General features: G+C 31.5%; 20 protein-coding genes. 19 read left to right on the top strand and 1 reads right to left on the bottom strand.

What is annotated here, in order from left to right; translation table 11 throughout:
- Window positions 1-17 precede the first annotated feature (17 nt).
- The 11 genes from KGNDJEFE_RS09555 (at window position 18) to KGNDJEFE_RS09505 (ending at window position 11,544) form a co-directional block, all read left to right on the top strand.
- On the top strand, window positions 18-617 hold the full coding sequence (locus KGNDJEFE_RS09555; RefSeq protein ID WP_006440819.1) for a Maf family protein: 600 nt from the start codon (window positions 18-20) through the stop codon (window positions 615-617).
- A 44-nt stretch (window positions 618-661) separates the two neighbouring features.
- On the top strand, window positions 662-1,339 hold the full coding sequence (gene radC, locus KGNDJEFE_RS09550; protein WP_006440820.1) for a RadC family protein: 678 nt from the start codon (window positions 662-664) through the stop codon (window positions 1,337-1,339).
- Window positions 1,340-1,393: 54 nt separating this feature from the next.
- Complete coding sequence (locus KGNDJEFE_RS09545) at window positions 1,394-2,449, top strand: rod shape-determining protein (protein WP_006440821.1); 1,056 nt, start codon at window positions 1,394-1,396, stop codon at window positions 2,447-2,449.
- 14 nt (window positions 2,450-2,463) lie between these two features.
- Window positions 2,464-3,345: a rod shape-determining protein MreC gene (gene mreC / locus KGNDJEFE_RS09540; RefSeq protein WP_006440822.1), complete on the top strand. Its 882-nt coding sequence runs from the start codon at window positions 2,464-2,466 to the stop codon at window positions 3,343-3,345.
- A gap of 12 nt (window positions 3,346-3,357) precedes the next feature.
- Window positions 3,358-3,846 carry a rod shape-determining protein MreD gene (mreD, locus tag KGNDJEFE_RS09535; protein WP_148881845.1) on the top strand — a complete coding sequence of 163 codons (489 nt, stop codon included), beginning with the start codon at window positions 3,358-3,360 and terminating at the stop codon, window positions 3,844-3,846.
- 11 nt (window positions 3,847-3,857) lie between these two features.
- Window positions 3,858-6,875 (top strand): penicillin-binding transpeptidase domain-containing protein, encoded by a 3,018-nt coding sequence (locus KGNDJEFE_RS09530; RefSeq protein ID WP_006440824.1) that lies wholly within the window; start codon window positions 3,858-3,860, stop codon window positions 6,873-6,875.
- A gap of 40 nt (window positions 6,876-6,915) precedes the next feature.
- On the top strand, window positions 6,916-7,737 hold the full coding sequence (locus KGNDJEFE_RS09525) for a septum site-determining protein MinC (RefSeq protein WP_006440825.1): 822 nt from the start codon (window positions 6,916-6,918) through the stop codon (window positions 7,735-7,737).
- Window positions 7,738-7,759: 22 nt separating this feature from the next.
- The gene (gene minD, locus KGNDJEFE_RS09520) at window positions 7,760-8,551 is read left to right on the top strand and encodes a septum site-determining protein MinD (RefSeq protein WP_006440826.1); all 792 of its coding nucleotides are present in this window, start codon (window positions 7,760-7,762) and stop codon (window positions 8,549-8,551) included.
- A 22-nt stretch (window positions 8,552-8,573) separates the two neighbouring features.
- Window positions 8,574-8,855, top strand: coding sequence for a cell division topological specificity factor MinE (gene minE / locus KGNDJEFE_RS09515; protein WP_006440827.1), 282 nt, complete (start codon window positions 8,574-8,576; stop codon window positions 8,853-8,855).
- Window positions 8,856-8,908: 53 nt separating this feature from the next.
- Entirely contained in the window at window positions 8,909-10,036 is a 1,128-nt protein-coding gene (rodA, locus tag KGNDJEFE_RS09510; protein ID WP_006440828.1) for a rod shape-determining protein RodA, read from the top strand.
- 176 nt (window positions 10,037-10,212) lie between these two features.
- The gene (locus KGNDJEFE_RS09505; RefSeq protein ID WP_006440829.1) at window positions 10,213-11,544 is read left to right on the top strand and encodes an MATE family efflux transporter; all 1,332 of its coding nucleotides are present in this window, start codon (window positions 10,213-10,215) and stop codon (window positions 11,542-11,544) included.
- Between the two features lie 58 nt (window positions 11,545-11,602).
- Here the strand turns inward: KGNDJEFE_RS09505 and KGNDJEFE_RS09500 are convergent, their stop codons facing one another.
- Window positions 11,603-12,805 (bottom strand): FprA family A-type flavoprotein, encoded by a 1,203-nt coding sequence (locus KGNDJEFE_RS09500; protein ID WP_148881844.1) that lies wholly within the window; start codon window positions 12,803-12,805, stop codon window positions 11,603-11,605.
- A gap of 464 nt (window positions 12,806-13,269) precedes the next feature.
- On the opposite strand from KGNDJEFE_RS09500, the gene KGNDJEFE_RS09495 reads away from it, so the two are divergent.
- The 8 genes from KGNDJEFE_RS09495 to KGNDJEFE_RS09460 all read left to right on the top strand — a co-directional run bounded on the left by KGNDJEFE_RS09495 (window position 13,270) and on the right by KGNDJEFE_RS09460 (window position 20,155).
- Window positions 13,270-15,114 carry a TIGR03960 family B12-binding radical SAM protein gene (locus tag KGNDJEFE_RS09495; RefSeq protein WP_006440831.1) on the top strand — a complete coding sequence of 615 codons (1,845 nt, stop codon included), beginning with the start codon at window positions 13,270-13,272 and terminating at the stop codon, window positions 15,112-15,114.
- Entirely contained in the window at window positions 15,114-15,809 is a 696-nt protein-coding gene (locus KGNDJEFE_RS09490; RefSeq protein WP_006440832.1) for a TIGR03936 family radical SAM-associated protein, read from the top strand. Before KGNDJEFE_RS09495 ends, KGNDJEFE_RS09490 begins: the two co-directional genes overlap by 1 nt.
- 9 nt (window positions 15,810-15,818) lie before the next feature.
- Window positions 15,819-17,228, top strand: coding sequence for an Rne/Rng family ribonuclease (locus KGNDJEFE_RS09485; protein ID WP_006440833.1), 1,410 nt, complete (start codon window positions 15,819-15,821; stop codon window positions 17,226-17,228).
- Window positions 17,229-17,379: 151 nt separating this feature from the next.
- Window positions 17,380-17,691 (top strand): 50S ribosomal protein L21, encoded by a 312-nt coding sequence (rplU, locus tag KGNDJEFE_RS09480; RefSeq protein ID WP_006440834.1) that lies wholly within the window; start codon window positions 17,380-17,382, stop codon window positions 17,689-17,691.
- A 5-nt stretch (window positions 17,692-17,696) separates the two neighbouring features.
- Window positions 17,697-18,014 carry a ribosomal-processing cysteine protease Prp gene (locus tag KGNDJEFE_RS09475; RefSeq protein WP_006440835.1) on the top strand — a complete coding sequence of 106 codons (318 nt, stop codon included), beginning with the start codon at window positions 17,697-17,699 and terminating at the stop codon, window positions 18,012-18,014.
- Between the two features lie 14 nt (window positions 18,015-18,028).
- A complete protein-coding gene (gene rpmA / locus KGNDJEFE_RS09470) occupies window positions 18,029-18,319 on the top strand; it encodes a 50S ribosomal protein L27 (RefSeq protein WP_040410667.1) in 291 nt (96 codons plus the stop codon).
- A 147-nt stretch (window positions 18,320-18,466) separates the two neighbouring features.
- Window positions 18,467-19,750, top strand: a complete 1,284-nt coding sequence (gene obgE / locus KGNDJEFE_RS09465) for a GTPase ObgE (RefSeq protein ID WP_006440837.1) — start codon at window positions 18,467-18,469, stop codon at window positions 19,748-19,750.
- Between the two features lie 48 nt (window positions 19,751-19,798).
- Window positions 19,799-20,155, top strand: coding sequence for a YhbY family RNA-binding protein (locus KGNDJEFE_RS09460; RefSeq protein ID WP_006440838.1), 357 nt, complete (start codon window positions 19,799-19,801; stop codon window positions 20,153-20,155).
- Window positions 20,156-20,168: the final 13 nt, after the last annotated feature.

The following is a 20,168-nucleotide window of genomic DNA, read 5'->3' as shown; positions in this document are numbered from 1 at the left end:
AATAAAGAGGTGATATAGTGAAAATTGTACTAGCATCGGGGTCACCGAGAAGAAAAGAAATTCTAGAGAATATGAATCTAAAATTTGATATAATTAAAAGTGAGATAGAGGAAACAATTGTGGAAAATGAAAGTCCAGAAGAATTGGTAAAAAGACTTTCTTATGAAAAAGCTCATGATATAGCTAGTAAAAATTTAGATAGTATAGTAATTGGAGCGGATACTATGGTTGTTTTAAATAATAATGTACTTGGCAAACCAAAAGACGAAGATGAAGCATTTAATATGCTAAAACAGATGTCTGGGAAAGAACACGATGTTATAACAGGTATAAGTATATTATGCTTAGGTTTAAAAAAAGAAATAAACGATTATTGTGTAAGTAAAGTAAAATTTAAAAATCTATCTGATGAAGAAATATATTCATATATAAGAACTGGAGAGTGTATGGATAAGGCAGGAGCTTATGGTATACAGGGACTAGGAGGTCTTTTAGTTGAATATATAAAAGGTGATTATTTCAATATAGTAGGATTTCCGATATCTTCTGCAGCTGAAATATTAAAAAATGATTTCGATATAGATATATTCAAATTAAATGAAGGTAGATTTGTTTAATTTGGGTTGTAAGTATTGGAGTTTCAGAAGCGTTAAGTAGGTATATGGGAAAGGTAAAATATAGCGTAAAGGATGAATTTCCTAGAGAAAAGATGCTTAAAGATGGTGTAGAGAGCCTATCTAATGCAGAACTTATAGCAGTTTTATTGAGGACTGGGAGTAAAAATAAAACAGTTATAGAACTTGCCAATGAATTGCTAAAAGTAGATCATGAAGGAATTAGATTTCTGAAAAGTTCCTCAATAGAGGAGTTATGCGAGATTGAAGGAATTGGCATTTCAAAAGCTACTTTGATTAAGGCTGCTTTAGAATTGGGTGTGAGAGTGGCTGAATCTGAGATTGTCAGATATCAAGTAAAAAATCCTTGGGACATATATAAGTATTATATGGAGTCAATGAGGTATTTAAAAGAAGAAATATTCAAAACAGTGCTTTTGAATACTAAAAATGAGATTATAACAGATATTGATGTATCTCATGGAACTTTAAATTCTTCGTTAGTGCATCCAAGGGAGGTCTTTAAGCAAGCTATCAAAAAAAGCGCAAATAAGATTATTCTTATTCACAATCATCCGTCTGGAAATGTGGAGCCGTCAAATGAGGATATACACATAACTGATAGATTGATTGAATGTGGAAAAATAATAGGAATAGAGGTTATCGACCATATAATAATTGGCGATGGAATATATTATAGTTTTAAAGAAAGCAGAAAAATGTAATTAAGAAAGTTACTAAGAATAGTTAGACTTTAAAGGATTGGAAGGAGAAGTAAAATGGCAAAGAAAGAAAAAAGAGGATTCTTTGGTGGATTCCAGAAAATGACAAAAGATATGGGGATAGATTTAGGTACTGCTAATACTCTTGTGTACATAAAAGGGCAGGGAATAGTATTAAGAGAACCATCTGTTGTAGCTGTAAGAGATGACAGTAGAGAAGTTTTAGCTGTTGGTGAAGAAGCTAAAAGAATGATAGGTAGAACACCAGGTAATATAGTAGCTATAAGACCTATGAAAGATGGGGTTATAGCTGATTTTGATGTTACTCAGTCTATGATAAGATACTTTATAGAAAAAGCATCTGATAATAAAGGTGTAGTAAGCCCAAGAATAGCAATATGTGTACCATTTGGTGTTACAGAAGTTGAAAAAAGAGCTATAGAAGATGCAGCTAGACAGGCTGGAGCTAATGATGCATTCTTAATAGAAGAACCAATGGCAGCTGCAATAGGTGCAGGACTTAAAGTTGAAGAACCAGAAGGAAACATGGTAGTTGATATCGGTGGTGGTACTTCTGAAATAGCAGTTATATCATTAGGAGGAATAGTTGCCGCTAAATCTATAAGAATAGGTGGGGACGAATTTGATGATGCTATAATAGCTTACGTTAAAAAAGAATACAACCTTATGATAGGTGAAAGAACTGCAGAAAATATAAAAATAAACATAGGATCAACTTATAAAGATGATCAGGAAAAAGAAATGGAAATAAGAGGTAGAGACCTTATATCAGGACTACCTAAAACTATAACAATATCATCTACAGAAGTAAGAGAAGCATTAAAAGAACCAGTAAATGCTATAGTAGATGGAATTAAATCAACACTTGAAAAAACTCCACCAGAATTAGCATCAGATATAATGGAAAACGGAATAATGCTTACAGGTGGGGGAGCACTACTTAGAGGATTTGACAAACTTATAGCTTCAGAAACAGGAATGAAGGTAGAAATAGCCGAAGCACCTCTTGATTGTGTTGCTCTGGGAACAGGAAAAACTGTAGAAGATGAAGTTATATTTGAAAAAGTTTTAATGATGAACGCTGGAAAATAAAGTTGGTGATTTAGTTGAAATTTGACAAATTTAAAAAGAAAAAAATAAATTCTAAAGTGGTAGCAACTGTAGTGGTTGCTATCACTTTAATTGGAATTGTGAGTATATCGGTGATAAAATATTCAGGTACATCACCGTTCTCTGTAGGAATTGTGTCTGATGGAGCAGCAGCTACTGCATCTCCTATAGACTCAGCACTAGAGTTTGTTAAGCAGGGGGCGTCTGACTTAATGAATTTCAAAAAAAATAGTAATAAAATGAGAGAGCTAGAAAAAGAAAATGAAGAGTTAAAAGCTAAGGTTATAGATTTAAACTCTAAATCAGCAAAACTAGAATCTCTTGAGGATTTAAAAAAGAGTCTAAACTATGTAAGTGCTGACAGAATGAAGAGTATAGTATCAGGTTCTGTTATAGAAAAAAATGATGGAAACTGGTATGAATCATTTGTACTTAATGTAGGTAAAAATGATGGTGTAGAAAAAAATAGTATAGTAATAAATGGAAAAGGCTTAGTTGGTATAGTTTACGAAGTATCTGGAAATAGTTGCAAGGCTATATCTATGTTAGATAGTAAATCTGCGGTTAGTTTTAAGATAGTAAACAATACGGCAGCTAAAGGTGTTATAAGTACTAGTACATCAGCTGGAAAAGAAAAAGCATATGAAAGTAATGGTTATTTAAATGGATACATGTTTGACTCAGGATATGAGGTTGTTCAGGGTGACATAATTGTTACATCTGGAATGGGACTATATCCAGAAGATATTCCTATTGGAGAAATAGAAAAAGTTATAGATGATAAGAATAAATCTTTAAAATCTGTTGTTATAAAACCATATGTTAATTTTAAAGATGTAAATGATGTAATGATTATAAAACCTAGAAATATAGGATAAGGAGATTGTGTTATGAAGAGAATGATACTTTTTATTACAGGGGTTCTTCTTATAATTCTTGAAAATAGTGTTATAAATTATATCGATATATTTGGCGTGACATTTAGCATACTTTTACCATTTTTAGTTATGTCATCTCTTTATATGGATGAAGTAGAAGCAGGTGTGATAGGATTGCTATTAGGTTTTATAGTAGATATGACTGTTGGTGGAATCTTTGGATTTAATGCGCTTGTATACGCAACAATATCAGCTGTTATAGCTCATTATAGAAAAAATTTCTATGTAGAAAGTACTAGTATGAGAATGACACTGATAGCAGCTGCTACAGCTTTTCAATCGCTATTAATGATAATAATATCGCTAATTGCATATCAGACAGATGGAATATTAATAATGATTCTAAAAGGATTTATAATACTACCTCTTTTAAATGTTCTTGTAGGATTTATAATCTATAAGTTATTTGGAAGATCTATTATGAAACTTATGAAAGAATAGTTGGTGATTTTATGGAAGAAAAGAAAAATATACCTAGGCTAGATACGATAAAAAAGATAGTATTAGTTGTCTTTGCCGTAATATTAGCTAAAATACTATATCTTACTACTGTAAAGTATCAGCATTATACAGAGCTTGCACAGAGTAAAACATATAAAAATCTTACTATAGAAGCACCAAGAGGTGAAATAAGAGATAGATATGGAAGACTTCTTGCAGGAAATAAAAACCAATTTGCGGTTAAAATATCTGGAGATAGTTTAAATAAACAGGATAAAGATAAGGATTCTAAGGCTAGTTCTAATGAAATAGCATTAAACCTTATAAATCTTCTAGAAAAAAATGGAGAAGAATACGTAGATGAGTTCCCTATATATGTAGAAAATGGTAAATATTTCTATACTTATGATAAAGAGATAAATGACTACAAAAAAGAGAACAATATTCCTTTAAAATACAATGCAAAGCAGACATTCTATAAAATAGTAGATGATTTAATTGCAAATGGTACATTAGAGTCATCTGATAGAGATTTAGATCCGGTTGATCTGCAGTCAAAATTAAATGAAAAGGGATATTATCCGCCTATACTTGTTAGTAAGTGGCTATTTACAGCACAAAGAGATAAGTATGATTGGTTAGAATCGTATGATATTGAAAAAACAGCTACAGCTAGAGAGGCATTTTTAAAACTTAGAAATAGTGAAAAATTAGGTATAGATAAAACTCTTAGTGATGCCGATGCTAGAAAGATTATGCTTGTAAAAGATTTAATAAAATCACAAGGATATTCTCAGTATAGCCCAGTTACAGTAGCTAAGAATATAAAAGAAAATACAATTGCTCAGATAGAAGAAAACTCTATAAACTTACCAGGGGTAACTGTGGATTCACAGCCGGTAAGATATTATCCTAATAAAGAGTTAGCATCTCATGTACTTGGATATTTAGGAAAGATACCTTCAGTAAAAGTAGATGAGTATCTGGAAAAGGGATACAACAAAGATGATATGGTAGGTCTATCTGGAATAGAAAAATATTATGAAAATCAGTTAAGGGGAGAAGATGGATATAAACAGGTTCAGGTCGACGCATTTGGACGTATAAGTGGAGAAATAGACTCCAAAGATCCGGTTTCTGGAGATACTGTATATCTAAGTTTTGACCTAGAACTTCAGAAAGTAGCACAAGATGCGCTTAAACAGGTTGTTATAAAAGCACAATCAGGAGCAACTCTTAAAAGTAAACTTGGAGATGTAAGTGCATCAGCTGTACCAAAAGCTAAATCTGGAGCGATAATTGCAATAGATGTAAAAACTGGAGATACATTAGCTATGGCAAGTTATCCAGATTTTGACCCTAATAAATTTGCAAATGGAATTAGTGAAGAGGATTATAAAGCGTTACAGCCAGAGAATCAAAATGATACACTAGCTCCAAATGCACTTATAAATTTAGCAACACATGGTGCATTCCAGCCAGGTTCTGCATTTAAAATGGTAACAGGAATGGCAGCCTTAGAAAGTGGATTAGATCCTAATTATACAATAAATGACCCAGGGGTTATAAAATTTGGAGCTAAGACATTTGGGGACTACGTTTGGAACCACGGTCGTGGAAATCATGGACGGACAAACTTATATAAGGCAATACAAGAATCTTGTAATATATACTTCTTTACATTAGGTACTGGTAAAAACTGGATGCTTAATAAAGATTTAGGTATAGATATGGGAGCTGAAAAAATATTAAAATATGCCAAAATGTTTGGATTCGACAAAAAAGTTGGACTTGATGATGAAATTGGTGAAAGTGAAGGTAAAGTACCTAATACTGAAGATAAATTAAAATCAGTTCAGAGTATGTTAAGAGCAGATATAGATAAAAAGATGGCTAATGTTTTTACAGACATAACTAGAGCTAAAAATAGAGAAGAATATGAAAAAAGAATTGATAAAATAGTTAGTTGGGCAGCAGAAGATGAAACTCCAGGCAGAGTAGAAGCTATGAATAGATTAAAAGAGCTAAAAGTAAAAGAAGATAAAGTAGAAGAAATAGCAGATTTAATCGTATATAGTTACTTTAACTCAGCAAAATGGGGAACAGGGGATACATTCAACCTTAGTATAGGACAGGGGGAAAATGCATATACTCCTGCACAGGTAGCTAGATATGTTGCAGCAATAGCAAATGGAGGTTACCTAGTAGATATATCTGTAGTAGATAAAATAGTATCTAGTGACTATAGCTCAGTAACTATAGATGAAAATAAAAAAGAAAAAATAAACTTTAAAAACCCAGAGTCATTAAAAGAGTTGACTAAAGGTATGAAGTTAGTTGCTACAAAAGGTACAGGTGCTAAAGTAATGTCAAGCTTCCCAATACCAGTAGCGGCAAAAACAGGATCTGCAGAAATGACAGGTAAAATTCCAACAGCAAATGAGTATCAGTATTTAAAATCTCATGCTTCTTCTTATGGAATTGATATTAGACAAGCTGAAAAATTAGCAGAACAGCTAAAAGCTAAAAAAGAAAAAGAATTATCTGAAGCTAAGAAGAAAGAATTACAGGCTAAACTAAAAGACAAATCTATTACTGAAGAAGAAAAAGAAGATATAGAAAAACAGCTTGCTGGAAAAATAGAGGTAAAATTAGAAGATACTGATAAGATAAATGCACAGTATTTAAGAAAGGCTATGAAAGAGCTAAAACCTGATTTAACAGATGAACAGATAGATAGATTTAAAGATGATTATGGAACATTCACATGGAGTGTTGCATTTGCTCCAGCAGATGATCCAGAAATAGCTGTTGTATGTGTTATACCTCAGGGAGATAGTAGTATTTATTCTATGTTCCCAGTTAGAGAAGTTCTAGGACAGTACTTTGGCCTTTTAAGTAATAATGGTCAGCTTACAGAAGAACAGAAAAAGAACATGACTAAAGAACAGGAACAGCGGTATCAAGAGAAAAAACAGCAGGAAGAATCTGAAAAACAGGTAAATTACGGTGTAAAACCTATAAATTAATTTCCAGATTAAGAATGCATATTTTGGAGGATGGATTGTTTTGAAAAATTCCGAATATGAAAAAATAGAATTTAAGGGAAGTAAAGAAGGGATAATAATTGATTTAAATGATGAAAAAGATTTTGATACTATCTCAAATATGATAGTATCAAAAATCGAATCATCAAAATCATTTTTCAATGGAGCTAGAATTTTTAAAATTGAGTCTGAATTTTTAGGTGATGATTCTAAAGAAAAATTGAAGGAACTTATAACTTCTAAGTTTAATATAGATTTTTATAAGCCTGAAGACAAAAAATTAGAAGGAAAAAGCACTATAAAAGACGAAATTAATAAAGTAGGCGAATTTAATAATATTGAAGATGAAATAGAAGTATTAGAAGCTGAGGATTCTAGCGAGGATAAATGTTCTAAAAAAGAAATAGTTGTTTCAGAAGAAGAATCAGATAAGGATTATTCGACAAGATATATTTCTAGAATGAGATCGGGGGATTTTATAGAATCTGATGGAAATATAGTTGTTATGTCTGATATGAACTCCGGTTCAAAGGTAGTTTCTGGAAAAGATGTACTTATCATGGGGGATATGTGTGTTGGAGCAAAAGCAGTAGCAGTAGGAAATGTTGTTGTATTTGGAAATCTTTTTGGATTTGTTCATGCAGGCGCTGAAGGTGATAAGAATTCATATATAGCCGCAAAGAACCTTAGACCAACGATACTTCAAATAGCAGATATAATTGCTGAAGCACCAGAAGATAATGATTTATCTGAAGTGACAGATGAGTATACTGATGGTGTAGAATCTGAAATAGCTTTTATTTCAGAAAACCAGATAATAATTGAAACACAAATAGGCAAATAAAATATGTAGAGGTGAATAAAAAATGGGAGAAGTAATAGTTATAACTTCAGGTAAGGGTGGAGTTGGAAAAACAACAACAGTTGCAAATGTAGGGACTGCACTAAGTCTTAGAGGTAAAAAAACGGTAGTTTTAGACGCAGATATCGGTCTTAGAAATCTAGATGTTGTAATGGGACTTGAAAATAGAATAGTTTACGACATAGTAGATGTTGTAGAAGGTGTTTGTAAATTAAAACAAGCTTTAATAAAAGATAAAAGATTTGAAAATCTATACTTAATTCCAGCAGCACAGACTAGAGATAAAAATGCAGTATCTCCAGAACAGATGAAGGAACTATGTGATCAGCTTAGAGAAAGCTTCGACTATGTATTAATAGACTGCCCAGCGGGTATTGAAAGAGGGTTTAAAAATGCAATTGCTGGAGCAGACAGAGCTATAGTAATAACAAACCCAGAGGTATCAGCTGTTAGAGATGCGGATAGAATAATAGGATTACTTGAAGCAAATGAAATAACAGATGTAAAACTAGCTATAAATAGAGTTAGACACGATATGGTAGAGCGTGGAGATATGATGGGCAAAGAAGATATCGTTGAAATATTACGGATAGAATTATTAGGAATAATTCCTGATGATGAGGCTGTAATAATTTCTACAAATAAAGGTGAAGCAGCTATAATGGATCCAAAATCAAAAGCTGGTCAGGCTTATAAAAATATAGCTGCAAGAATAATGGGAGAAGAAGTACCTCTATTAGATTTAAGAGTAGAAGAAACTTTCCTTCAGAAATTAAAAAGAGTTTTTTCGAAATAGGTAAGTAGGGGGGGAGTAATAAATGTTCGATATATTTAAAAGTTTCTCAAATGATAAAAAATCAAGCAAAAATATAGCTAAAGAAAGATTAAAGCTTGTATTAGTTCATGACAGAGTAGACTGTTCTCCAGAGCTTATAGAATTAATACAGCGGGATATAATAGAGGTTATATCTAAATATGCTGAAATAGACAAAGACGGACTTGAAATAAAAATGTCTAAATGTAGAGGTGAAGACACTGATAAGCCAGTATCTGCACTTGTAGCAAATATACCTTTAAAAGCATTAAAGGGAAGAAAATAAATAATCAGGTTTTAGTTTAAGTCATAAGCTTAAATTAAAAGGACGGTGATTTTTTGGTAAATTACAAATCGAGTTTAAAGTTACTTAAACAGTTAGACTGGAAATTAATTGCTATAGTTCTGACTATATTTGGCTTTGGATTAGTTATACTTAGTAGTGCAACTCATCTAAATACAAATTCAACTAAGGCATTATTCCAGTTAGGAAAGCAGTGTGCAGCTTTTGGACTTGGTGCAATGGTAATAGGTATAATATTACTATTTGACTATACTCTTATAGGTAAACACTATAAAGAGTTATATCTTATAAGCCTTATACTTCTTGCAGTAGTCCTTATACCAGGTATAGGAGCTGAAAGAGGAGGAGCTAGATCATGGTTAAACCTTGGTCCTTTAGACCTTCAGACTTCGGAAATAGTAAAATTAACGTTTATATTGAGTTATGCAAAAATAGTTGAATCTAAGAGAGATAGATTGAGAACTATAAAGGATATAATGCCGTTAATTATATACGCTTTACCATTCTTAGGTCTATTACTTGCTCAGCCAGACCTTGGTACAGCACTAGTTTTCATGTGTATAATCGCAGCAATGGTATTCACTGCTGGATTAGACGGTAAAATTATAAAAAGAGCGATTATTATAGTAGTCGCTTTAATGCCTATTATGTATATGCTTATGGCAGATCATCAGAAACAGAGAATAGAAGCATTCTTACATCCTGAGGATATAACTTTAAAAGGTAACTATCAGGTAATGCAGTCGCTTATAGCTATAGGCTCAGGTGGTGTAACTGGTAAAGGACTTTATCAGGGAAGTCAGAACCAGGAAGATTTCTTACCTGTACAGGACTCTGACTTTATATTTGCCGTTGTCGGTGAAGAACTTGGTGTCATAGGTATGGTATTCTTAATAGGTTTATATATAGCCTTTATATTTAGGTTAATCTATGCAGCACAACAGGCTAGGGACTTCTATGGAACGTTAATAGTAGTTGGAGTTCTGGGAATGTTTGGTTATCAGATTATCCAGAATATAGGTATGACAGTTGCAGTTATACCAGTAACAGGGGTAACACTTCCATTTGTCAGCTATGGAGGAAGTTCTATGCTTACATCTATGGCAAACCTTGGACTTGTTATGAATGTCTACATGAGAAGAAAGAAAATTAACTTTGGTTAAAATATACTGCAAAATTAACTATGAATATATTTCAAGATGCAATCTTAGTATTAGAGGTTGCATCTTTTTTTATAAAAATTTCTCAAAAGTAAAAATAGTGTATTGACTATACAGTTACTGTAAAGTTTATTATATATAACAGTGATAAATGTACAGGCAAAGAGGAGGAATTTTTTATGGAAAAGGAAAATGCGTACAATTTACCGATTACTTTTAAAAATATATTAAAATTTTCAATACCAACTATCATAATGACATTATTTATGTCATTTTATACAATGGTAGATGGTTTATTTGTATCAAATCTTATAGGAACGGATGCTTTATCCGCAATAAATTTAACTGCACCTATAATTTCTCTTGTTACAGCAATTTCTACAATGCTTGCAACTGGTGGTAGTGCTGTAATTATGATAAAAATGGGAGAACAAAAGGAAAAAGAAGCTAATGAAGATTTTACATTCTTTATTATAGTAAATATTATAGTTGGGATAGTGATGTCTGGATTAGGATATATGACTATGGACAAGATATTTAATAGTATGTCTTTATCTACAGCGGTATTTAATTACTGCCACAATTATTTAAGTTACTATTTATTGTTTACAATACCAATACTTCTTATGAACAATTTTACTATATATATGATAGCTTCGGGAAAATCAAACTTATCTATGGTATGCTCAATAGCAGGTGGGATTTTAAATATTGTATTAGACTATGTATTCATTAAAGTATTTGGATTTGGAATAGAGGCAGCTGCTGTTGCTACAGGGTTAGGATATACTGTAACAGCTGTAGTTGGTGTTATAGTATTTTCAAGAAGAAACAATATGATACATTTTGTAAAACCAGTTTTTAGATTCAAAACACTTATGCATGCGACAGTAAATGGTAGTTCTGAAATGGCAACAACTCTTGTTACAGGTATAGTTACTATGTTATTCAACTGGACAATGCTTAAATATGTTGGAGAAAATGGTGTAGCAGCTATAACTATAATTATGTATGTGTTAATGTTTGCTACTTCTATCTATACAGGGTATTCTTATGGAATATCACCTATGATAAGTTACAACTATGGTGCAGAGAATAAAGATAATCTAAAAAAATTGGTTAAAAAAAGTCTAACTATTATAGCTGTAATAGCAGTTTCTGCTATAATTTTATCCTTAGCTATGACAGAAAATCTTGTATCAGTATTTACACATCCTAGCAATCCGGTTTATGATTTAGCGGTAACAGGAAATAAAATATGCTCTATTGCATTATTGATAATAGGATTTAATGTATTTGCAAGCAGTTTATTTACAGCATTATCAAATGGATTAATATCAGCTGTTATAGCATTTTCACGCTCATTTGTATTTATGGTAATAGCAATGCTTATATTACCAGCCCTGTTTGGAGTTAATGGAATATGGTTTGCAACACCTGTTGCAGAAGCTGCAGCATTTATATTATCATCAATCTTATTCTTTAAATATAGAAAAAAATATCAGTATTAATAATAGACAATAAAAAAGATGCCTTAATTTTTCAAGGCATCTTTTTATCTATTTTTATTTATTCAAATATTCTTATATTCTTAGCAAAGTTTGCACCGAATTCGAAGCAATCTTCAAATGTTTCTTCTGATGGGAAGAATTTCTTTTTAAGTGGATCTAAAGGAGTTTTAAATCCTACAGCTTTAGCATTTGCATGAGCTATAGCTAAACCTTCACCACTCCATCCGTAAGAACCAAATACTGCAGCAAATTTACCAGAATTTGCAACTGGATCAACTATTGAGAAGAAGTCCCACATAGGTTTAACCATAGTTTTGTTTATTGTTGGAGAACCAAGCATAACACCTTTAGAAGATATTAACTCATCGTGAACTTTATCAAGAGGAGTAGTTTCTAAGTCGAATAATTCAACTTCCATACCTTTTGATTCAAGTCCTCTAGCTATTTCTTTAGACATTGCTAAAGTATTTCCATAAGCTGATAAGTAGAATATACAAACTCTATCTTTTTTAGTTGCTGCAACTGCATCTTTAGACCATTTAGTGTACATTGCTATAGCATGACCAAGATTTCTATCTAATATTGGACCATGTGAAGTTAATATTGTATCGAAATCTAAGTTTAGTGATTTAACTTTATCTAAAGCAGTTAAAACGTGTTTAGCAAATGGTTTTACTATGCAATCGTAGTAAACTTTATTAGCTTTATGGTAATCAGCATGTACTATATCATCTAAATGAACACAAGCATAATGAGCACCGAAAGCATCACAAGTGAAAAGAACTTTATCGTATTCATCATAAGTGAACATTGTATCTACCCAATGAAGGAATGGGGCATGTATGAAAGTAAGAGTTCTTTTACCTATGTTAAGAGTTTCTCCGTCCGCTACAACGTGGCATTTGAATTCTCTATTTATCTGACTGTCTAAGTAAAGTTTAGCAGGTCTAGTACAATAAACTTCTATATTAGGGTTTAAATCAAGTAAAGCTTTAAGACTTCCTGCGTGGTCTGGTTCTGTATGATGAACTACTACATAGTCTATATCAGCTATATCAGTTACTTCTTTTAAGTTAGATAAAAATTCATCCTGGAATTCTTTCTTAGCTGTGTCGAAAAGAACAGTTTTTTCATCCTTTATAAGATAAGAATTGTAAGTTGTACCAAATTCAGTTTCCATTATGATATCGAAAACTTTAAGGTCTTTATCAGTTACCCCTGTATAATAAAGATCTTTTTTTATTTCAAAAGTATTTGCCATTTTGAAAATTACCTCCTCTATTTTATATTTATTTAACAAAAGCAAAAGCTTTTAAAGAATCAAAATAAATTATTTATATATACATTATAACATATCTTCGAATTCGTCAATTTGAAATTTTATATCAGAAAATTTCATCAAAAGATTTTTTTATGAAAATAAAAAAATAGTATATTTATATAAAAAAATATACCCCAATTAGTTATTTTTGTAACATAAAAAAAGCTTTATGCAAAGAAAAATTTGAGTATAGGCTAAAAGTTTAAAATAAATAAAGTTTTGAGTAATATAATAAAAAAAGAAAAGATTAAGCTTAACAATTTTATAATGGAAAATACTATTTTATAATTGTATAATATAATAAAGAGTGTTAAAGTAGGGATACTATAAAGTATTTTCAATTATGAATATTATATAGAAATAATAGATAAAATAGAATAAAATGTGGAGGATATAGATAATTTATGGAAAAAGTAGATCTAAAAAGAATTTTGAAAAAAGTTGAAAAACCAGCTAGATATCTTGGAAACGAAATAAATGCTGTACACAAAGACACAAGCAATCCAGAGCTTGTAAGATATGCACATTGTTTCCCAGACCTTTATGAAGTTGGAATGAGTCACCTTGGAAGTCATATACTATATGATGTAATCAACAAGGAAGAAGGAGTATTCTGTGAAAGAGTATATGCTCCACAGGTTGATATGGAAGAAAAAATGAGAGAAAACAACATACCACTATTTGGATTAGAGTCAAGAGAATCTATAAGACACTTTGACATAGTGGCATTCACTCTACAGTACGAACTTTGCTATACAAATATACTTAATATGTTAGATTTAGCAGGGATACCCCTTTTAAAAGAAGATAGAAAAGAAGGAGATCCATTTGTACTTGTTGGGGGTTCTTGCGCTTACAACAGTGAACCTATGACAGATTTCATCGATGCAGCGCTTCTTGGTGAAGGTGAAGAGATGAATATAGAAGTAATAAACGAATATAAAGCTTGGAAAAAAAGTGGAGAACCTAGAGAAAAATTCTTAGAAAGAATAGCTAAAATAGAAGGAGTATATGTACCTTCATTCTATGATGTAGAATACAACGAAGACCAGACAGTAAAAAGCGTAACACCAAACAGAGAATGTGCAAACCCACATCCAAGAAAAAGAATAATAAGAGATATGAATAAGGTTGAATACCCAGAAAGATTCATAGTTCCTTATATAGATACAGTACACGACAGAATAGTACTTGAAATATTCAGAGGATGTACAAGAGGATGTCGTTTCTGTCAGGCTGGTATGATATACAGACCTATAAGAGAAAAGAACTTTGCGAGATTAAAAGAAATACTAGAAAAACTTATAAAAACAACTGGATACGATGAAATATCACTAGTATCTCTAAGTACAAGTGACTACAGCCAGTTAGCGGAATTAACAGATTACCTAGTTGAAGAATATGCAAGCAAAAATGTTGGTATATCACTACCATCTTTAAGATTAGACAACTTCTCTATGGAAATAGCTAACAAAATACAGAAAGTTAGAAAAAGTGGTCTAACATTCGCACCAGAAGCAGGATCTCAGAGATTAAGAGACGTTATAAACAAAGGTATAACAGAAGAAGATTTAACTAGAGCTTCAAGACAGGCATTTGAAATGGGATGGAACAACATAAAATTATACTTTATGATAGGACTTCCAACAGAAACTTATGATGATTTAGATGGAATATCTGACTTAGCTTATGAAGTTGTAGATATATACAAAGATGTTCACAATGGAAAATTTAAAGGAAAATTCAATGTAACAGTTAGTACATCTACATTTGTACCTAAACCATTCACACCATTCCAGTGGAATCCACAGGATATGAAATCTAGTGTAGTAGAAAAACAGAGACACTTAGTTAGAAAACTTAAAAATAGAAATATAACTTACAATTACCACGATTCAGATACAAGTTTAATGGAAGCTGTATTTGCAAGAGGAGATAGAAGATTAGGTAAAGTACTTCTAAGAGCACACGAATTAGGAGCTAAATTTGATGGTTGGGATGAGCACTTTGATTTAGAAATATGGAAGCAAGCTATGGAAGAATGTGGATTAGATATATCATTCTACGCACACAGAACTAGAGAATTAGATGAAGTATTCCCTTGGGACCATATAGATGTAGGAGTAAGCAAAAAATTCCTAATAAGAGAAGCTAAAAAAGCATTAAACGAAGAAATAACACCAGACTGTAGAAAAGGATGTAACGGTTGTGGAATAAATGTACACGATATAGGAAGGGGACTTTGCTAATGAAAATAATGAGAGTAAAATTTAAAAAAGAAGGGGATATGATATACATATCTCATCTAGATTTACAGAGAACACTTCAGAGAGCTTTCAGAAGAGCTGAAATACAGTTATGCTACTCACAAGGATTCAACCCTCATCCTAAAATGAGTTATGGTAATGCATTAGCTCTAGGTACAGAAAGTCAGGGAGAATATGTAGATATAGAAGTAGAGGATGATTTAACAGAAAAAGAATTCTTAGAAAAAATAGCGCCAGAATTACCAGTTGGGCTAGAATTTGTAAAATGTAAAGAAATAGATAAGACTGTTCCAGCGTTATCATCAGTAATAGAATGGGGAGAATATCTATTCACTATACCTCTAGAAAGAAAACTTTCTAAAGAATTTGTAAAATCTAAAGTACTAGATTTTATGGGAAAAGATGAAATAATAATAACTAAAAAGAATAAAAAAGGTAAACTAGTAGAAGTTGATATAAGACCTCTTATAAAAACTTTTGATGTTTTAGATTTAGAAGACAATTCTCTAACTTTAAATGCTGTAATAGCAACAGGTTCAATCCAGAACTTAAATACAAACTTATTTATACCACAGATACTTTCTCTATTTGGAATAGAGTTAGATCCATTAGATGTGGATATATTAAGAAGAGATTTATACTATGTTGAAGATGGTGAGTTAGTAACTCCTCTATAAGATGAGAAGGTGATATTATTGAAGAAAATAATAATAGAATCACTAGAATCTTCACAAAAGACAGCTATTCTAAATGATGGAAAGCTTGAGGAAATATACATAGATAATACAATCGAAAAAAGTATAGTATCCAATATTTATAGAGGGGTAGTACAAAAGGTGCTTCCTGGTATGAATGCTTGCTTTGTCGATATAGGAAAAGAAAAAAATGCATATCTTAAATTAGATAATGAAAGTAGTTTAAAAACAGGAGATGATGTTTTAGTACAGGTAATAAAAGATGAAATTGGAACAAAAGGTGCTAAAATATCTCAAGAAATAAGTTTTTCGGGTAGATATTTAGTGTACATTCCAAGTAATACTAGAGTTACTATGTCAAACAAAATTGTCGACGAAAAAGAAAGGCTTAGATTAAAGAGATTATTCTACACAAATTGTAAAAATGAAACTGGATATATAATCAGGACAGAAGCACAAGGATGCAGCATGGAAGATTTTAAAAATGATATAAAAGAATTAAAATCACTATATGCAAATGTAGAAAAAGAGTTTAAAAGAGGAAAAGGTCCTAAACTTTTATACACTGCATCTGACACAGCTATAAAATACGTAAGAGATAATATATCAGATGAAATAGAAACCATAATTACAAATGATGAAAACAAATACAACGATCTTAGAGAGATATTAAAGGAAATAGACAGAAAATATCTTGATGTATTAAAGTTGGACAAAAATGTAGATGTATTTAATGTATATGGTGTAGAAGCACAGTTAAATAGGTACTTATCAAAAAAAGTTTGGCTAAAAAGTGGAGGATATCTAATAATTGAAAAAACAGAAGCTCTTACAGTTATAGATGTAAATAGTGGTAAGTTTACCGGTGGAGCAAAGCTTGCCAATACAGCTATGAAAATCAATGAAGAGGCTGCAAGAGAAATAGTAAACCAAATAATTGTAAGAGATATAGCTGGAATAATTATTGTAGATTTTATAGATGATCAGATTGTAAGCAGTTCAAAGAAAAAATTACTCAATATAATGAAAGAAGAATTTAAAAAAGATAAAAGAAAAAATGAAGTTAAGGGAATGACATCTCTAGGTTTAGTTGAAATATCAAGAAGAAGGGAAAAAGAACCTTTAGAAGATTATTTCTTTTCAGATTGTAAAAGATGTGGATCTAAATACGGTGATTTATCTATAAATTCTATTCTTGATTTAATAGAGAAAAAAATTATGAATATAAGTAGAAATACAGTCTATAAAAAAGTTAAGTTGGTATTTAATCCAAGCATAAAGCCAAATATAATAAACAATTATATGAATATAATTAAAAAGATAGGTCTAAAATATAGAGTTGAAATAGAGATAGCAGAAAGTACTGATGTAAAAGATTTTGCAGTAGAAATTGTGAAATAAAAAAATATAAAATTTATACAAAAAATATGCAAAAATAAGTTGACACTTGGCTTTACATAACGTATAATAAATAACTGTAATGCCGCTCAGAAAAGGTTGAAAACCCAGTGGGTACCTTTAATGGCGAGTTTGTGACCGAGGAGGTGTATTTATGTACGCTATAGTAAAAACTGGTGGAAAACAGTATAAAGTTTCAGAAGGTGACGTACTATTCGTTGAAAAATTAGAAGCTAATGCTGGTGACGTAGTTACTTTAAACGATGTATTAGCTTGCTCAAAAGACGGTGAATTAGTATTAGGAAGCCCAGTAGTTGAAGGAGCATCTGTTCAGGCTAAAGTTTTAGAACAGGGAAAAGCTAAAAAAGTTGTTGTATTCAAATACAAAGCTAAAAAAGACTACAGAAGAAAACAGGGACATCGTCAGCCATACACTAAAATAGTAGTTGAAAAAATAAACGCTTAATTATCATGATTAAAGTTAAATATTTTTACAATGACGATTTCCAATTAAAAGGATTTTCTGTAAAAGGACATGCTGAATACGCGGAGTACGGAAGAGATATAGTTTGTGCAGCTGTTACAACTCATGCAATAGCGACAATTAATTCTCTAGATGTTTTACAGAAGGTCGAGTTCGAAAGCGTTGAGGCAGAAGAAGGAAATATTTCTTGTATAGTCAAAGATGATTGTATAGAAAAAGCTCAACTTCTATTACAGCACTTTCAACTAGCGATTCAAGAAATCAAACGGGAATACCCAAAAAATATAAAAATTCTTAAAAAATAGGGGGTGACTTCCAAATGTTAAAGATGAACTTACAGTTATTAGCATCTAAAAAAGGGGTAGGGTCTTCAAAGAATGGTAGAGATTCTGTTTCTAAAAGATTAGGTGTTAAAAGATTCGATGGACAGTTAGTTACTTCAGGAAGTATATTAGTTAGACAGAGAGGAACTAAAATACATCCAGGAAACAATGTTGGTAAAGGTGGAGATGACACTTTATTCGCATTAATAGACGGAACTGTTAAATTCGAAAGAAAAGACAAAAAAAGAAAAAAAGTTTCTGTATACCCAGTTTCAATAGCTGAATAATTACAGGACTACAGCTAAGAATGAAAAGGAGTGTATAAAACACTCCTTTTATAATATTCAAATAAAATTGTACGGATTATATAAATTAATATAAATTAGAGTGAACGGAATAAATATAAATATCAAAAGAAAAGAAGGTGAAAAGATATGTTTATAGATAAAGCCAGAATATTTGTTAAAGCCGGAAATGGTGGAAATGGGGCAGTATCTTTTAGAAGAGAAAAATATGTTCCAGCTGGAGGACCAGACGGTGGAGATGGTGGTAGAGGTGCTAGTATAATATTTGAAGTTGATACTGGACTTAGAACACTAATGGATTTTAAATATAAGAAAAAATACAATGGAGAAAATGGTGGAGACGGCTCTAAAAAAAGAAGAGCTGGTAAAAATGGTGAAGACCTTGTATTAAAAGTTCCTCAGGGGACAATAGTAAGAGATGAAGCTACAGGACTTGTAATAGCTGACTTAAAACACGAGGGTGATAGAGCGGTAATAGCTAAAGGTGGATACGGTGGTAAAGGTAATATGAACTTTGCCAATGCTGTAAGACAGGCACCTGCATTTGCGAAATCAGGTACTGATGGTGAAGAAAGATGGGTAATACTAGAATTAAAAATGATAGCAGACGTTGGTCTACTAGGATTCCCTAATGTTGGTAAATCAACATTCTTATCAGTAGTAACAAAAGCTAAACCAAAGATAGCTAACTACCACTTTACAACACTAACTCCAAATCTAGGTGTTGTTCAAACAGGATTTGGTGAAAGTTTTGTACTTGCAGATATACCAGGTATAATAGAGGGTGCATCTGAAGGTATCGGATTAGGACACGAATTCTTAAGACATGTAGAAAGAACAAAAGTATTAATACATATAGTAGATATATCTGGATTAGAAGGTAGAGATCCAATAGATGATTTTGAAAAAATAAATGAAGAATTAAAACTATACAATGAAAGATTAGCTACAAGACCTCAGGTAGTAGTAGCTAACAAAGCTGATATACTTTTCGATGATTCTATATATGAAAACTTCAAAGCAGAGATAGAATCAAGAGGATACAAAGTATTCAAAATGTCAGCTGCAACTAGAGATGGTGTAGATGACGTTATAAAATATGTAACTCAGTTACTTGCTGAAGCAGAAGAAATAGAATTAGTATCAGAAAATGAAATATATAGACCAGAACTTGATGCAAATAACGAAGAAGAAGGTCTACACATAGAACTTGGAGAAGATGGAGTATTTGAAGTAACTGGTAAAGCACTTAGAAGAATAATGTACTCTGTAAACTTCGACGATATGGAATCACTTCAGTACTTCCAGAATGCTATGGAAAGCCAGGGAGTATTCGACAGATTAAGAGAAATGGGTATAGATGACGGAGATTTAGTAAGAATTTACGAATTAGAATTCGAATTCTATAACTAAAATATAAATTTTAAAAAGATTAAATTATAAAAATAGAGGAGAAAAGACATGCTAAAAGGTAAACAGAGAGCTTATCTTAGATCACTTGCAAATACTTTAAAACCTACAGCACAGATAGGTAAAGAAGGTGTAACTGGAGCATTCTTAGATGAATTAGACAACCAGTTAAGAGCAAGAGAACTAGTTAAAATAACTATATTAGAAAATGCTGGATTAGATGCTAAAGAAACAGCAAATGCAATATGTGAAGAATTAAGAGCTGAATTTGTTCAGGCTATAGGATTTAAGTTCACTATATACAGAAAAAATAATGAACAGCCTAAAATATTATTCCCAGGACAGGCTCCAGCAAAAGCTAAAAAAGATAACGGTAAAAAAAGAGTAACAAAAAGATCAGTACAATAAAAAAATGGCTGTT

Origin of the sequence: Peptacetobacter hiranonis, from assembly GCF_008151785.1 — a bacterium.
GTDB lineage: Bacteria > Bacillota > Clostridia > Peptostreptococcales > Peptostreptococcaceae > Peptacetobacter > Peptacetobacter hiranonis.
Note: the sequence above shows the minus strand (reverse complement) of the source record. Positions and strands in the feature narration are given on the sequence as shown.

Bases quoted from the DNA above. Each gene is read 5' to 3' on its own strand.
- radC (WP_006440820.1), top strand. From the start codon at position 662: ATGGGAAAGGTAAAATATAGCGTAAAGGATGAATTTCCTAGAGAAAAG.
- KGNDJEFE_RS09545 (WP_006440821.1), top strand. From the start codon at position 1,394: ATGGCAAAGAAAGAAAAAAGAGGATTCTTTGGTGGATTCCAGAAAATG.
- mreD (WP_148881845.1), top strand. From the start codon at position 3,358: ATGAAGAGAATGATACTTTTTATTACAGGGGTTCTTCTTATAATTCTT.
- KGNDJEFE_RS09530 (WP_006440824.1), top strand. From the start codon at position 3,858: ATGGAAGAAAAGAAAAATATACCTAGGCTAGATACGATAAAAAAGATA.
- minD (WP_006440826.1), top strand. From the start codon at position 7,760: ATGGGAGAAGTAATAGTTATAACTTCAGGTAAGGGTGGAGTTGGAAAA.
- minE (WP_006440827.1), top strand. From the start codon at position 8,574: ATGTTCGATATATTTAAAAGTTTCTCAAATGATAAAAAATCAAGCAAA.
- KGNDJEFE_RS09505 (WP_006440829.1), top strand. From the start codon at position 10,213: ATGGAAAAGGAAAATGCGTACAATTTACCGATTACTTTTAAAAATATA.
- KGNDJEFE_RS09500 (WP_148881844.1), bottom strand. From the start codon at position 12,805: ATGGCAAATACTTTTGAAATAAAAAAAGATCTTTATTATACAGGGGTA.
- KGNDJEFE_RS09495 (WP_006440831.1), top strand. From the start codon at position 13,270: ATGGAAAAAGTAGATCTAAAAAGAATTTTGAAAAAAGTTGAAAAACCA.
- KGNDJEFE_RS09490 (WP_006440832.1), top strand. From the start codon at position 15,114: ATGAAAATAATGAGAGTAAAATTTAAAAAAGAAGGGGATATGATATAC.
- rplU (WP_006440834.1), top strand. From the start codon at position 17,380: ATGTACGCTATAGTAAAAACTGGTGGAAAACAGTATAAAGTTTCAGAA.
- KGNDJEFE_RS09475 (WP_006440835.1), top strand. From the start codon at position 17,697: ATGATTAAAGTTAAATATTTTTACAATGACGATTTCCAATTAAAAGGA.
- rpmA (WP_040410667.1), top strand. From the start codon at position 18,029: ATGTTAAAGATGAACTTACAGTTATTAGCATCTAAAAAAGGGGTAGGG.
- obgE (WP_006440837.1), top strand. From the start codon at position 18,467: ATGTTTATAGATAAAGCCAGAATATTTGTTAAAGCCGGAAATGGTGGA.
- KGNDJEFE_RS09460 (WP_006440838.1), top strand. From the start codon at position 19,799: ATGCTAAAAGGTAAACAGAGAGCTTATCTTAGATCACTTGCAAATACT.